The following is a 13698-nucleotide window of genomic DNA, read 5'->3' on the forward strand; positions in this document are numbered from 1 at the left end:
AATCGTCGTTTGTCGCCCGTAGAGCCTAACCCTAGGCTGACTCTGCCGCGAATGACAGATGAATTCTTTTACAGAGGAGATTCGCCATGACGCACCTTCTGCACCTCAATGCCAGCGCCCGCCCCGGCCTCGCCGGCACGGACGAGCACGGCTCCCATAGTCGCAACCTCAGCCAGCGCTTCGTCAGCCAATGGCTGGCCCGTCGCCCGCAGGATGGCGTGACCTACCGGGACATCGGCCAGAACCCGCCCTCTTTCGTCAGCCATGACTGGATCGCCTCGGCCTTTACCCCGGAAGAGCGCCGGGAGACGTGGATGGAGGACGCGCTGGCCGAAAGCGATAGGCTGGTGGACGAACTGTTGGCCGCCGATGTGCTGGTCATCGGCACGCCGCTCTACAACTTCGGCATGCCGGCGGCACTCAAGGCCTGGATCGATCAGGTGGTAAGGCTGAACCGCACGGTCGGCATGGACGAGAGCAACCCGCTCGATCCCTACGTGCCCATGCTGGCGGATCGGGAACGCCACGCGGTCATCCTCACCGCCCGTGGCGGGGTAGGCTTCGGCCCCGGTGGGGCGATGGCGCACATGAACCATCTGGAGCCGAACCTGGCGACCGCGCTGGGCTTCATCGGCATCACCCGCATCCATCAGATCGCCATCGAAGGCCAGGAAATCGGTGGCGAGCTGCTGGCCAGTTCGGTGGCCGAGGCGCTGCGTCAGGTCGATGCGCTGGTCAGCAGACTCCAGGCAACGGTCGAGGCCCCCTGGCCTGACGCGCATCGGCAGGCCGAGTGCGCTGCGATGTAGCGGGCCCTGCGTGGAAAGCATTCCGTTTTCCACGCTACGCTCTACGGCCGACACGGGAGAAGACGGCGGAGCACGCATGGCAACCGATAACAGCTTCATGCAATACGTGGCCGAACAGATCGACCTTGGCGGCCGGCTGAGTTACCGGAAGATGTTCGGCGAGTACGCCGTCTACCTGGATGAAAAGGTCGTCGCGCTGGTCTGCGACAACAGCCTGTTCATCAAACCCACCCCGGCGGCCGCAGCGCTTGCGCCGCAGTTGCCGCAGCGGCCGCCCTACCCCGGCGCAAAGCTGTACCCGGTGGCAGACGAGCTATTGGACGATGCCGACGCGCTGCGCCGCCTGGTGATCGAGACGGCGCAGCACTTGCCGGTCCCCGCACCGCGCAAGCCGAGGAAGAAAAAGCCAGGCCCAGCGCCAGGCTGAGCCGCTCGCCAGCCGACACCAGCGCCCCAGCCCCGGCCGAGCCAGGCCCCTTCACGGCGGCTAGGCGCCGGTTCGCCCGCCAGCCCTCGCCTGGCCTCTGCCGGCCGGTACAATGCGCGCTCCTTGCCGCGCTCGGGAGCCGCCATGTTCACCCTCACCCATCTCGTCACATCGCCGCCAGAGGCTCTGAAAAGCCAGCTGCTGCAGATGGTGGTGGATTACTTCAGCGACATCAGCGTAGTCTCGCTGCAGCCCGACAACCCCCTGTACCCGCTCTATCAGTACGTCGTGGGCCTGGAGGTGCATCGCTATCTGGAGCGCATGGAGGGCGCGCAGCCTGGCCAGCCGGAGCTGATCCTGGCGCTGGATGCCGAAGACCCGGCCCTCCTGCTCGGCTTCGCACTCTACCTGCCCTCGGTGGATGACCCCGAGGCGTGCGCGCTGATCTATCTGGCGGTGCAGGCTACCCATCGGCGGCACGGCATCGGCCGGGCCATGGTCGGCGAAATGCTGACACGCTACGCCCATGCGGAAGTGGCCTGCGTCGCCGGCAAGGCGCCGTACTTCCAGGCGCTGGGCTTTCATCCGCTGGCGGTGCGCGGGCCGCAGGTGGTGCTCAATACGCAGAGCCAGGCGTCGCACGGCTTGTTCGCGGTGCAGGATCTGCAGCCGATCTTCCAGACCCTGGAGGTGCGGCAGATTCACAATTACCTGCTGCAGCAACACGGCACCAAGGCCATGCGCGATGCCGAAAGAAAGCGCGACCGGTTGCTCGATCAGCTGGCGCGAGAAGCCAGCCACCTGCTCGCCACGTCGGCGTCGACGGGGCGCCTGCACTGATTCGCGCCGGGCACGGCTAACGCTTCACGCAGGCGAATATCGCGTTACCGGAAGTGCCGTCCCAGGGCAGGATCTTCTGATAGTCGTGCTCGAGCACCTCTACGTCGAAGTACGGCTCCAGCAGTTCGCGCAACTCGCCGAAGCTCACCGCCACCATCGCGTGCTCATCCTGCCAGACCTGGCTGGCCCCGCCCGCCGTCCGCTCGATGCGCAACCGCAGCGATTGCCGCTCGCCATGGCCGCTGTAATACCAGCCCGAACTGAAGCCGAGCAGACCATCGGCATGGCAGGCGCTGTGCGACACGAACGAGGCGTTGTCGATCCGCTGCTTGTCCACCGCGTTGAAGCAGAACAGCCCCTGCTCGGCCAGGGCGTCATGCACGCGGGCGATGCAGGCCTCGAGCCGCTCGAGCCCGGCGCTGTAGTGGATGGAGTAAAGAAAGCAGGTGATCAGGTCGACCGGCCGCTGCACGCTGAAGCTGCACATATCCTGCAGCGAAAACTGCGCCTCGGGGCAGCGCAGGCTCGCCCGATCCAGCATTGGCTGGTTGATATCCAGGCCGGCGCTGTCGTAGCCCGCATCGATGAAGTGACGCACATGCGGCCCGGTACCACAGGCGAGATCCAGGTGCCGCCTGCCGCCGTTGCCGAACAGCTGCTGCAGGCGATGGACGCAGTGGCTTTGCGCGCCGTAATCGATATCGGCACACATGAGGTCGTAGTAACCCGACAAGTCGGTGTAGATGGCGGTGCCGGGCATGATGACCTGCTGTCTGGACGGGGCGCTGGGGGTGCGCATCATAGCCCGGCGCTCGGCGGCAAAGAATGGGCAGACCCGACGCCACGCATGGCGACGCGCACCGCATGGCTAGCGCGACGTACGGTCTGGCGGCGAACACCTGACCGGACGACGAAGACCATGGGCACCGCATAAGTTCGCCCAGATAACCGGCCGGCCCGCGGGCGGCCGCCAACTGGCCGCGAGACACCGCAGGGCTGAGCCGCGGCAGCCGCGAGATCAGGCCCCCACCTACCACTAAGGCGCGCAAGGGCAACAGAAACTGGTCGCCCCGTCCATTTCGGGCATCGTGAACGCTCCAGCGCGCCCTGCATTACAGCGTCCATACGCGGCCAACGTATCGGAAGAACGGCTTTGGTTGCACCTCAAGCCTCGGCAGGCCCATGCCGATAACCTCTTGCCGGCCGCGACTTGCCAGCGATCGATTCGGTCGGGCGCGCGCGGGCGCAAAGCATATTGGATTGCGCGAGCCCTCCCCTGAGAACGAAGCGCTAGTTGGCGTGGGTGTCTTGATGAAATGGCCAGAGGCCGTTGAACAATGAAAATCAAACACAAGTTGCTAGCAAGCTTTCTGATCGCGACGCTTTTTCCCGTCCTCGTCGTGGCGCTGTTCACCATTCGCAACGTTACCGAGGAAGCCAGGGTCCAGTTCGAGGAAAGCAGCAGCCTGGACGTCAAACTGGTCAACAACACCTTCGAGACCTTGTTCGATTCGGTTAATCACACCGTGTCGGCGATGGCCGACTATGCCGCCGTACGCGATACGGAGAGTGGCGAACTGACCACCTACTTCGGAGCGCCCCGCAAGCCCGGTGCAACCGCCACGGCCAACGGGGGCCGCGAGAAACAGATCTTCGATTACTTCTCCGGCATCGGTAACAACAACCCGAACTTCGGCTACGTCTACATGGGCGATGCTCAGGGTGGCTACGTGGAGTGGCCGGGCACCGCAGACTACGGCGACTGGGATCCGCGCGGGCGCCCCTGGTTCACGCTAGGCAAAGACGCCAATTTCCAGCTGACGCGCCTGGATGGCTATTACTGGGAGCCGGACGACGCCGTATACGTATCGGTGATCAAAGCCTTCAAGGACCAGGCGGGCCAGTTCGCCGGAGTCGTGGCGACTGATGTGTCGCTCAAGGCGCTGACCGACATGGTGCAGAAAATCCGCTTTGGCGAGACCGGCTTCTTGATGCTGGTGGAGAGCAGCGGCACCTTGCTGGTCGACGGTCACCAGCCCAAGAACAACTTCAAGAAGCTCAGCGAGCTTTCGGGCGACCATTTCTCGGCCATTGCGCAGAAGGACAATGGCGTGATCGAGGTGACCATCGATGGCGTCGACTACCTGGCCAACGTCTTCACCTCACCGACCCTGGGCTGGAAATTCATCGGCTTCATGCAAGTCGACGAAATCCTCGCCGGCGCCCACAGGCTGGCCTGGTTGACGCTGGTCGCCTGCGCCGTGCTGGTGGTGCTGTTCGGTGTCGCCGGGGTGATATTCGCCAACCGCATCGTCACCCCGATCAACCTGGTCAAGGACGGTCTGCGCACGATCGCCCAGGGCGAAGGTGACCTGACGCATCGGCTGCCCGTGCTGGCGCGCGACGAAACCGGCGAACTGGCCAAGTGGTTCAACCAGTTCATCGAGTCAACGCAGTCGATGATCACCGTCATCAAGGAAAACGCCATCAGCATCGACAGCGTTTCCAGCCAGACCAACGAGCGCACCACCGCCATGACGGACAGCTTGCAGCGGCAGTCGAGCGCGGTGGAGCAGATCGTCACCGCGGTGACCGAGATGGCCTCGGCGGCAAACGAGGTGGCGCACAACTGCGTCAGGACGGCGGAAGTCTCCGCGCAGGGGCTGGACGCAACGCGCAACGGTAAGGAAGTGATCGCCCGCAGTACCGCAGGGGTGAACGATCTGGGCGCCAGTATCCAGGGCTCGAGCGAGGTGATTCGGGAGCTCGAGCGCGAGACGGTGAGCATCAACACCATTCTGTCGACCATCCAGCAGATCGCCGAGCAGACCAATTTGCTGGCCCTCAACGCGGCCATCGAGGCGGCGCGTGCCGGAGAGCAGGGACGCGGCTTCGCCGTGGTGGCTGACGAGGTGCGCAATCTGGCCAAGCGCACCCAGGATTCCACCGGCGAAATCAACAAGATCCTCAACCTGCTGGTCAGCCGCATCAGCGAGGTGACGTCGAGCATGGATCACAGCCTTAGCGAATCCAGCAAGGCCATCGAGCTGGCCAGCGACGTCATGGGCGCGTTCGAAGAGATCGAGAATGCCGTTCAGACGATCCGCGACATGACGACACAAGTCGCCGCCGCCACCGAGGAACAACACTTGGTGACCGAGGACATCAACCGCAACGTGGTCGCCATCAGCGACGCGGTTGCCCAGGTGTCCACCCAGGCTGCGGAAGTCGAACGCTACTCGCAGGAACAGCGCAAACTCAGCAGCGCACTTCGGCAGCTGGTGGGCCGGTTCCGCACGCAGTAACCGTTAACGGCCAGCCCTTCGGGGCTGGCCCGCTCGGCTGAGCAAGGACCTTGCGCACGGGCCCAAGACAACTGCGTGCGCTTCCCCCGTGCTGATGGGCCCGGCGCCCAACCACGGCTATTCGCACAAGGCAGCGGCGCCCTGAGACGCCGCCGCCCTTCTTACGCCGAGAGCTTCTGGCTGAAGTTGTCGGCCGGCTTGCCGATGTCGAGCCGGTCGGCGTTCATCACCTTGTCCCAGGCCTTGACGAAGTCGTGGACGAACTTCTCGTTGCCATCGGCCATGCCGTACACCTCGGCCTGGGCACGCAGTTCCGACTGCGAGCCGAAGATGAGGTCGACGCGGGTGGCCGTCCAGGTGGGTTGGCGAGTCTTGCGGTCCAGGCCCTGGAAGCGGTTCTTGTGCTCGGTGGCGGTCCACTCGTTCTTCATGTCCAGCAGGTTGACGAAGAAGTCGTTGGACAGCACGCCGACGCGTTGGGTGAACACGCCTTCCTGGCTACCACCGGCGTTGGTGCCCAGCACGCGCATGCCGCCTACCAGCACGGTCATCTCCGGTGCGCTCAGGCGCAGCAGGTGCGCCTTGTCCACCAGCGCCTCCTCCGGCGCCATGAAGCTGGACTCGTGGTAGTAGTTGCGGAAGCCATCGGCCGCCGGGCGCAGCGCTTCGAAGGACTGCGCGTCGGTCCACTCCTCCTCGGCATCCATCCGACCTGGCGTGAACGGCACGCTGACGTCCACGCCGCCGTCCTTCGCCGCCTTCTCGACCGCTGCACAACCGGCTAGCACGATCAGGTCCGCCATGGAGACCTTCTTGCCACCGCTGGCCGAAGCGTCGAACGCGTTCTGGATCTCGCCGAGCTTCTCCAGCACCTTGGCCAGCAGTGGCGGGTTGTTGATTTCCCAGTCCTTCTGCGGGGCGAAGCGGATGCGTGCACCGTTGGCACCGCCGCGCTTGTCCGAACCCCGGTAGGTCGAGGCCGAAGCCCAGGCCAACGACACCAGTTCGGAGACGGAGAACCCCAGGCCGAGGATCTTCTGCTTGAGCGAGGCGATGTCGGCGTCGTCGATCAGCGGGTGGTCGCACTCGGGAATCGGGTCTTGCCAGATCAGCGGCTCCTTCGGCACCAGCGGGCCGAGGTAGCGGCCGATGGGGCCCATGTCGCGGTGGGTCAGCTTGAACCAGGCCTTGGCGAAGGCGTCGGCGAACTCCTCGGGGTTTTCCAGGAAGTGCCGGGAGATCTTCTCGTACTCAGGGTCGAAGCGCAGCGACAGGTCCGTGGTCAGCATGGTCGGCTTGCGCTTCTTGTTCGGGTCGAAGGGGTCCGGAATGATTTCCGGCGCGTCCTTGGCTTCCCACTGGTGTGCGCCGGCCGGGCTCTTGGTCAGCTCCCACTCGAAGTTGAACAGGTTCTCGAAAAAGTAGTTGGACCAGCGCGTCGGGGTCTGGCTCCAGATCACTTCCAGGCCGGAGGTGATCGCATCGGCGCCGATGCCGGTCTTGAAGCGGCTGCGCCAGCCCAGGCCCTGGTCCTCGATCACCGCGCCTTCCGGTTCCGGCCCCATCAGCGACGGGTCGCCCGCGCCGTGGGTCTTGCCGAAGGTGTGACCACCGGCGATCAGCGCCACGGTTTCGTAATCGTTCATGGCCATCCGCGCGAAGGTCTCGCGGATGTCGATGGCCGCCGCCTTGGGGTCCGGCTTGCCGTTCGGGCCTTCCGGATTCACGTAGATCAGGCCCATCTGCACGGCACCCAGGCCCGGGTGCAGTTGCCGCTCGCCGCTGTAGCGCTCATCGCCCAGCCAGGTGCCTTCCGGTCCCCAGAACAGCTCTTCCGGCTCCCAGGTGTCGGCACGGCCACCGCCGAAACCGAAGGTCTTGAAGCCCATGGACTCCAGCGCCACGTTGCCGGTGAGCACGAACAGGTCGGCCCAGGACAGCTTGCGTCCGTATTTCTGCTTGATCGGCCACAGCAGGCGCCGGGCCTTGTCCAGCGAGGCATTATCCGGCCAGCTGTTGAGCGGGGCGAAGCGTTGCTGGCCGCCGCCGGCGCCGCCGCGGCCGTCGGTGATCCGGTAGGTCCCCGCGCTGTGCCAGGCCATGCGGATGAACAGGCCGCCGTAGTGGCCGAAATCGGCTGGCCACCAGTCCTGCGAATCGGTCATCAGCGCGTGCAGGTCGGCGATCACCGCGTCGAGATCGAGCGAATTGAAGGCGGCGGCGTAGTCGAAATCGCCGCCATAGGGGTTCGAACGCGGCGAGTGCTGGTTCAGCGCCGTCAGGCTCAGCGCCTCGGGCCACCAGTCGCGGTTGGTGATGCGCTTGCGGGGCTGCCCGGCACCATGGCCGAAGGGGCAGCCGCCAGAGGTGTGTTCTCCGGATTCGGTAGTCATGTCATTTTCCTCCAGGGTGGTGATGCGCAGGCTCCGCTGAGAAAGACCCTAGCATCCACCGGCCGGCCCGCAGGGGCACCGCCCCTGGGCCGGCGCCTCCCAGCGATCCCGTAAAAACCCTGTAAACCTCTAGCTAGAGCGCCTGACAACCAGGCCCGGAGCCACGATGAAATCTCCCTATCGGCGCGATAGGCCGCCCCGTCAGCCCCCTGCGCGGCCACGCTCATTCGTCAGGGATGTCGGCCTCCACGAGCTTGCCGAGCAGGATCAGCGACTCCTGCCAGCCGAGGTAGCAGGCTTCGACCGGGATGGCATCGGGAATACCGTCCTGCACGACGTTCAGCTCGGTGCCGCAGGCCAGGGTGGCCAGGCTGACGGTGACCTGCATGTCCCCGGGCAGGTTCGGATCCTCGAAACGATCGACATAGCGAATGCGTTCGTACTCGACCAGCTCCAGATATTCGCCGCCAAAGCTGTGGGTCGTGCCGGTGGTGAAGTTGGTGAACGACATGCGGTAATGGCCGCCGACCCGGGCATCGCTCGCGTGCACCTTGGCGGTGAAGCCGTTGGGTGGCAGCCATTTGCACATGGCATCGGGATCGAGAAAGGCGCGATAGACACGCTCTGCCGGCGCTCGCAAGACGCGGTGCAGGCGAATGGTACTGGGCATGAACATTCCCTCGAGCAGGTTGCAGGGCTGGCACGGGCCAGACGCAGGTACATGCCTGAGCGTAGAAGCAGACGGCCGTGATCGCTGCGGCGCCGGTCGCCTCCCTAGACGCCCCGGCTCTCGCGTCGCCCAAGCTCGCTGTCTGCGAAAAGCGAGATGCAGCGCACAAGCCAGGCGAGCGGGCTTGCGCCTGAAGGGATTGGCGTTATCGTGCCGACGCTGGCCTTTTGATGGCACAGCACTCTGCCAAACACTCAGGAACGAGTAAGCATGTTCAAGCATTTGATGATGAGCGCCGCAGCACTGGGCTTCGCGGTCATGGCCGGCTGTGCGTCGGTACCGATGGAAGCGCCGGAAAAGGACCAGGCATTCAAGGCCTTCCCTACCCCGCCGCAGAATCAGGCCGGGGTGTATATCTTCCGCGATTCCATGCTCGGTGCAGCGCTGAAGAAGACCGTGAAGATCGATGGCCAGGTGATCGGCGAAACCGCACCGAATACCTACTTCTATCGCACCGTCAGCCCTGGCCCGCACCTGTTGGCGACCGAGTCGGAATTCAGCGACAACACGCTCGAACTGAACGCCAAGGCCGGCCACAACCACTACGTCCGCCAATCCATCAAGATGGGGCTGTTCGTCGGTGGCGCCAAGCTCACCGAAGTGTCGGACGAAGAAGGCCGCAAGGGCGTTCTGGACACCAAGCTCGCGCAGTAAGCCTGCGCCCGTCCGGCGCGCCGAGGTGCGCCGGACAACGCCCACCTACCGACCGCCCAACGCGCCCACCTCGATTCGCCCCGCTGCTAGAGCAACGCCTGCAGGCCTCCACCGGCCAACAGCACCGGCGCCAAGGGCAATGCCCAGCGCACCCGCCAGGCCATGACGATCGCCAGCAGCAGCCCGGCAAGCATGATCTGCCCGAGCCAGAGCACCGCGCCGATTTCGCTTCCCTGACGAACGACGCACGCCCACAGGGCCAAGCCCAGAAATACGGCGGCCTGCAGCTGCAGCGCGAGTCTGCCCGGTACGCGTCGCTCGGCCGACAGCAGTGCACCGCGGTGCCGAGAGAGCGTCAGCGACAGCAGCACCATTGCCACATAGGCCAGCCCGAATGCCAGAAGCCACATGCTCATGCCTCCCTTGTGCACGGGGTTCGGCGGGGCCTCGCCTCGGCCTCGTGGGCGTCACCCCGCAGACGCCAGGCGCCGGCCGCACAGGCCAGGCCGCTGGCGATGAAGAACACCTCCACCGAGGCCAACGCCCAATCACCTCGTTGCAAGCTGGCCAGCAGGTGTCCGCCGGGCGCGGCCACGGCATCGATGAGCGGCAACCCCAGCGCGAGCAAGGCGCCCAGCGCCAGTTGCTGGCGCAGCAGCCGACGGCTGTCGCGGCGCTGCAGCAGCGCCCAGACAGCGATCAGCAGCCAGGCAAGCGCAAAGGCCCAGCCCTCGGCCGCGGCTCGCTCGGCAATGCCCGAGGGAATCAGCCGATTGCTCCATAGCAGCGCCAGGCTGGCCAGGGGCAGGCCGGCGAAGACGGCGGCATTGAGCGCACGGACGGCGTCGAGACGGCCCGCGCGCGACTCGCGCTTGGCCAGCCAGACCTGGACGCCGGCCACGAGCATGGCGCAGCCGGACAGCCCCATCAGCAGATAAAGCAGGCGGACCAGGGAGCCTCCGAACTGCGCCATATGCAGTCCGGCCATCCAGATGTACGCGCGATATCCGGTCGACGCCTGCTGGCGGTGAAGGCGCTCGCCACTGGTCGCATCGAAGCTGAGCGTGTCCTGTGGCGAGCCGATGCGCGAACGATCCCGGCGGCGCACATCGACCACGGCAGAGGCGTCGCCCGGGTGATGGACGCTTACCCAGCCGACCTCTCCCGCCCCCCATTCCCGGCGCGACTCGGCGATCAATGCATCGAGCGACCAGGGCGCACCGGCGGGCTCGTCGAGTTCTTCGCGGTGATAGGTGCCCATGACCTCGCCGAAGTACTGGGTGGCGTTGCCGGCGTAACTGACCTGCGCCGCCGCGGGCATGTACGAGGCGACGAAGATGGCCACCCCCGTGTAGGCCAGCACCAGATGGAAGGGAAAACCCACCACGCCAAACAGATTGTGCGCATCGAGCCAGGCGCGTTGGCCGTTGGCATTGGGCCGCAGGGTAAAGAAGTCCTTGAAGATGCGCCGGTGGATGATCACGCCCGAGACGAGCGCGACAAGCATGAACATGCCGGCGATTCCGACGATGTACATGCCCACATCGCCGGCGTGGAGGTTGTAGTGCAGCGTGAAAAAGAAGTCGCCACCCACCGTTTCGCTCATCGGTACGGCACGGGCGCTGCGCGGATCGAAGGCCACCGCATGGCGCGCCTCGCTGCCATCGACCTCCCAGCCAAGGCGCCAGTAGGGCTGGCGCTCGGTCGGGCCGTGCATCCAGAACGCGTGCAATTTCTCGCTGACATTCTGCTCGAGCCAGCCGCGCACGGCATCGGCGCCAAGGCTCGTCACGGCGCCGCTGTGCAGTTCCGGTCGCATCCAGCGGTCGAGCTCCTTGTCGAAGCAGGCGACGGTGCCGGCAAACAGAATCACGAACAGCAGCCAGCTCGGCAGCAGCCCGCCCCAGGTATGCAGTTCGGCCATGCGTTGACGCAGCGTCATGGGCGCACGCTCCAGTCACCGGCGAGCCACGCCGCCAGGCCCAGCACCGCGCACAGCCCCACGAGCACCATCCACAGGCGCGCCTGATCGCGGGCGGCGAACACGTAGATGACCACGGCAGTCCACACGGCAAAGCTGGCCAGGCTCGAAAAGACCACGCGATCAGGGCGGGCAAGCGGCAGATAGATGGCCAGGAATGCCGTCGTCGCATAGGCCACGGCATAGCCACCGACCACCGCGGCAAGCACCCGCGAGGCAATGGACAGGGGGCTTACGGGAGCCGAACGACTCATCGGACGCTCCTTGCCGGGGGCCGAGCGCTTCAAAAGCTGTAGCTCGCGGTGGCGACCACGGTGCGTCGGTTGCCGGTAAAGCAGTCACCGCGGGACAGGCAGGTGGTGTAGTAGGTCTCGTCTTCGAGGTTGGTCGCAGTCAGGGTGAACGACCAGTCCTGGTAGGCGTAACCGAGCATGGCGTCGAACAGCGTGGTCGACGGTGTCTTCAGGCTGTCGGTGCCGTCCCAGCTGGCGCCGACGTAGCGCACGCCGGCACCGGCGCTGAAGCCGGAAATACCGGCAACGCTGAAGCGATGCTGCGACCACAGCGAGGCCATGTGTTCCGGCACGCTGGCGATGCGCTTGCCCTGCTGGGTCGGCGGCCCTTTGGCCACCTCGCTGTCGAGATAGCTGTAGGTCGCGATCAGGTCCCAGTTCGGGTCCACTTCCACCAGCCCTTCCAACTCCAGGCCTTTGACCCGCGCTTCGCCGGCCTGGATGGTACTGAGCGGATTGGCCGGGTCGGGCATCTGCCGGTTCTTCTCGCGCAGGTCGAAAACGGCTGCGGTCAACAGGGTGTTGCTGCCCACCGGCTGATATTTGACCCCCAGCTCCCACTGCTCGCCTTCGAGCGGCTTATAGGATTGCTGGGTGATGGTGTTCAAACCGATGATCGGGGTGAAGGATTCGCTGTAGCTGATGTACGGCGCCACGCCGTTGTCGAACAGGTAGGTCAGGCCCACCCGCCCGGTGACCGCGTCGTCCTTCTGGCGGTTGCCGTCCTCGACACGGGTGTCGGCCCAGTCCTTGCGCAGCCCGAGCGTCATCAGCCACTTGTCCAGGCGAACCTGGTCCTGCACATACAGGCCTTTCTGCACGGCGCGCTGCTGGGGCACATCGGACAGGGTGATGCCCGACGGATCGAAGGTGCCATATACCGGGTCATAGAGATCCAGCGGCGTAGCCACGCCACGGGCCGACCGGCTATCGGTGACCGCATGGCGGTAATCGACGCCCATCAGCAAGGTGTGCTGCAGCGCGCCGGTATCGAAGCGCGATTCGGCCTCGTGGTCAGCGGTCCAGATCGTCACTTCCGGCTTGGAGATGGACCAGACACGATTCACTGTCCTGTTGTCTGGATTAAGCACAGGCCGCCCTAAAAGACGATCCCAGCCATACATGGTCTGGTAGCTGACCTTGCTCTTCTGCCAGCGCAGGTTCTGCCGCAGTGTCCAGGTCTCGTCGAGTCGCCAGCTCATCTGCGAGGTCAGCGCCTTCTGCTCGGTGTCGTACTCGTCGAATCCGGGCTCGCTGACGAAGCGCTCGCTGCCGATCTCGCCATAGGGTGCGCTGAGCACGGTGCCGCGGTGCGGCAGGAACCCACTGGTAGTGCCACCGTCGTCCTTCTGCACGTTGGCCATCAGCGTCCACTCGAACTGCTCGTTCGGGCGCCAGGTCAATGACGGCATGAACACCAGACGATTGTCCTTGGTGTGATCGACCTGAGTCTGGCTGTCACGCCCGATCGCCACCACGCGATAGAGCAGCGTGCCGTCGTCATCGAGCGGGCCGGTGCTGTCAAAGGCGATCTGCTTGCGGTCGAAGCTGCCGTACTGCAGCTGCAGCTCGTTCCTGCGCTCGGCCTGCGGACGCTTGCTGACCAGATTGAGCAGGCCGCCCACCGAACTTTGACCGTAGAGCATCGACGACGGTCCCTTGATCACCTCGACCCGCTCGAGCGTGAAAGGATCGGTGCGCGTGTTGGTGTAGGAGCCGACGCTCTGCTGCAGGCCGTCGAGAAAGATCGTGGGCGACACCCCTCGCACCAGCGAGAAGTCGCCCCGGCTGTCGAAACCGTAGGCCTCGCCGCGCATGCCGGAAACGTAGCGCAGCGAGTCCTGGATGGTCAGCGAGCCCTGGTCGCGGATGCGGTCGGCGGTAATCACACTGATCGACTGTGGCGTCTCGATGATCGGCGTGTCGGTCTTGGTTGCGCTGACGCTGCGCTTGGCCACGTAGCCCTCGACCGGCCCATCGCCCCGCTCCACCTCACGCGGCGCGGTGATCTGCTGCGCTTCGAGCTCCAGTGCCTCCTGCGCCTGGGCGACCACAGCCGCCATCAGCAGCGGCAGGCCCAGCATCACCGGGCGCAACAGATAAGAGGGCGAAACGACAGCATGCTTCATGGCGTCCTACCTTGTAATTGGTTGAACGCGCATTGTATTGATTATGTTTCTCATTTGAAAAGCACAAAAAGATCAGTCCACCCCCCGTGACCTGCGAGCATCCATGCGCGCGGTCAGCCTTCAAGCGCGCCGGGAGG

At 65.1% G+C, this 13698-nt stretch carries 12 protein-coding genes; 5 read left to right on the plus strand and 7 right to left on the minus strand.

What is annotated here, in order from left to right; genetic code table 11:
• Positions 1 to 86 precede the first annotated feature (86 nt).
• From AC0KXH_RS10535 to AC0KXH_RS10545, 3 genes are all read left to right on the plus strand, one after another.
• Complete coding sequence (locus AC0KXH_RS10535) at positions 87 to 809, plus strand: FMN-dependent NADH-azoreductase (RefSeq protein WP_488223366.1); 723 nt, start codon at positions 87 to 89, stop codon at positions 807 to 809.
• 10 nt (positions 810 to 819) lie between these two features.
• Entirely contained in the window at positions 820 to 1236 is a 417-nt protein-coding gene (locus tag AC0KXH_RS10540; protein WP_488223367.1) for a TfoX/Sxy family protein, read from the plus strand.
• A 144-nt stretch (positions 1237 to 1380) separates the two neighbouring features.
• Positions 1381 to 2076, plus strand: a complete 696-nt coding sequence (locus AC0KXH_RS10545) for a GNAT family N-acetyltransferase (protein ID WP_488223368.1) — start codon at positions 1381 to 1383, stop codon at positions 2074 to 2076.
• A gap of 16 nt (positions 2077 to 2092) precedes the next feature.
• Here AC0KXH_RS10545 and AC0KXH_RS10550 read toward each other — a convergent pair whose 3' ends face one another.
• A complete protein-coding gene (locus AC0KXH_RS10550; RefSeq protein ID WP_043220510.1) occupies positions 2093 to 2836 on the minus strand; it encodes a class I SAM-dependent DNA methyltransferase in 744 nt (247 codons plus the stop codon).
• A 577-nt stretch (positions 2837 to 3413) separates the two neighbouring features.
• Here AC0KXH_RS10550 and AC0KXH_RS10555 point away from each other — a divergent pair.
• The gene (locus AC0KXH_RS10555; RefSeq protein ID WP_488223369.1) at positions 3414 to 5381 is read left to right on the plus strand and encodes a methyl-accepting chemotaxis protein; all 1968 of its coding nucleotides are present in this window, start codon (positions 3414 to 3416) and stop codon (positions 5379 to 5381) included.
• 161 nt (positions 5382 to 5542) lie between these two features.
• Here the strand turns inward: AC0KXH_RS10555 and katG are convergent, their stop codons facing one another.
• Complete coding sequence (gene katG / locus AC0KXH_RS10560; RefSeq protein ID WP_488223370.1) at positions 5543 to 7774, minus strand: catalase/peroxidase HPI; 2232 nt, start codon at positions 7772 to 7774, stop codon at positions 5543 to 5545.
• A gap of 223 nt (positions 7775 to 7997) precedes the next feature.
• The gene (locus tag AC0KXH_RS10565; protein WP_102847915.1) at positions 7998 to 8444 is read right to left on the minus strand and encodes an SRPBCC family protein; all 447 of its coding nucleotides are present in this window, start codon (positions 8442 to 8444) and stop codon (positions 7998 to 8000) included.
• A gap of 270 nt (positions 8445 to 8714) precedes the next feature.
• Here AC0KXH_RS10565 and AC0KXH_RS10570 point away from each other — a divergent pair, with 270 nt between their 5' ends.
• Positions 8715 to 9158, plus strand: coding sequence for a DUF2846 domain-containing protein (locus AC0KXH_RS10570; RefSeq protein ID WP_488223371.1), 444 nt, complete (start codon positions 8715 to 8717; stop codon positions 9156 to 9158).
• A gap of 86 nt (positions 9159 to 9244) precedes the next feature.
• Here AC0KXH_RS10570 and AC0KXH_RS10575 read toward each other — a convergent pair whose 3' ends face one another.
• The 4 genes from AC0KXH_RS10575 to AC0KXH_RS10590 are packed head-to-tail and all read right to left on the minus strand — an operon-like array spanning position 9245 to position 13561.
• Complete coding sequence (locus AC0KXH_RS10575) at positions 9245 to 9574, minus strand: DUF3325 domain-containing protein (RefSeq protein ID WP_234458526.1); 330 nt, start codon at positions 9572 to 9574, stop codon at positions 9245 to 9247.
• Positions 9571 to 11100 (minus strand): PepSY-associated TM helix domain-containing protein, encoded by a 1530-nt coding sequence (locus AC0KXH_RS10580; RefSeq protein ID WP_488223372.1) that lies wholly within the window; start codon positions 11098 to 11100, stop codon positions 9571 to 9573. The genes AC0KXH_RS10575 and AC0KXH_RS10580 overlap by 4 nt, the downstream gene beginning before the upstream one ends.
• Positions 11097 to 11393 carry an iron uptake protein gene (locus AC0KXH_RS10585; RefSeq protein ID WP_043220525.1) on the minus strand — a complete coding sequence of 99 codons (297 nt, stop codon included), beginning with the start codon at positions 11391 to 11393 and terminating at the stop codon, positions 11097 to 11099. The genes AC0KXH_RS10580 and AC0KXH_RS10585 overlap by 4 nt, the downstream gene beginning before the upstream one ends.
• Positions 11394 to 11422: 29 nt before the next feature.
• Complete coding sequence (locus AC0KXH_RS10590) at positions 11423 to 13561, minus strand: TonB-dependent siderophore receptor (protein WP_488223373.1); 2139 nt, start codon at positions 13559 to 13561, stop codon at positions 11423 to 11425.
• Positions 13562 to 13698 lie beyond the last annotated feature (137 nt).

It is taken from the genome of Stutzerimonas sp. CXK-1, assembly GCF_057738225.1.

What these genes read in the sequence shown, in the direction of transcription:
- AC0KXH_RS10535 (WP_488223366.1), top strand. Translation starts at nt 87, where the DNA reads ATGACGCACCTTCTGCACCTCAATGCCAGCGCCCGCCCCGGCCTCGCC.
- AC0KXH_RS10545 (WP_488223368.1), top strand. Translation starts at nt 1,381, where the DNA reads ATGTTCACCCTCACCCATCTCGTCACATCGCCGCCAGAGGCTCTGAAA.
- AC0KXH_RS10550 (WP_043220510.1), bottom strand. Translation starts at nt 2,836, where the DNA reads ATGCCCGGCACCGCCATCTACACCGACTTGTCGGGTTACTACGACCTC.
- AC0KXH_RS10555 (WP_488223369.1), top strand. Translation starts at nt 3,414, where the DNA reads ATGAAAATCAAACACAAGTTGCTAGCAAGCTTTCTGATCGCGACGCTT.
- katG (WP_488223370.1), bottom strand. Translation starts at nt 7,774, where the DNA reads ATGACTACCGAATCCGGAGAACACACCTCTGGCGGCTGCCCCTTCGGC.
- AC0KXH_RS10565 (WP_102847915.1), bottom strand. Translation starts at nt 8,444, where the DNA reads ATGCCCAGTACCATTCGCCTGCACCGCGTCTTGCGAGCGCCGGCAGAG.
- AC0KXH_RS10570 (WP_488223371.1), top strand. Translation starts at nt 8,715, where the DNA reads ATGTTCAAGCATTTGATGATGAGCGCCGCAGCACTGGGCTTCGCGGTC.
- AC0KXH_RS10575 (WP_234458526.1), bottom strand. Translation starts at nt 9,574, where the DNA reads ATGAGCATGTGGCTTCTGGCATTCGGGCTGGCCTATGTGGCAATGGTG.
- AC0KXH_RS10580 (WP_488223372.1), bottom strand. Translation starts at nt 11,100, where the DNA reads ATGACGCTGCGTCAACGCATGGCCGAACTGCATACCTGGGGCGGGCTG.
- AC0KXH_RS10585 (WP_043220525.1), bottom strand. Translation starts at nt 11,393, where the DNA reads ATGAGTCGTTCGGCTCCCGTAAGCCCCCTGTCCATTGCCTCGCGGGTG.
- AC0KXH_RS10590 (WP_488223373.1), bottom strand. Translation starts at nt 13,561, where the DNA reads ATGAAGCATGCTGTCGTTTCGCCCTCTTATCTGTTGCGCCCGGTGATG.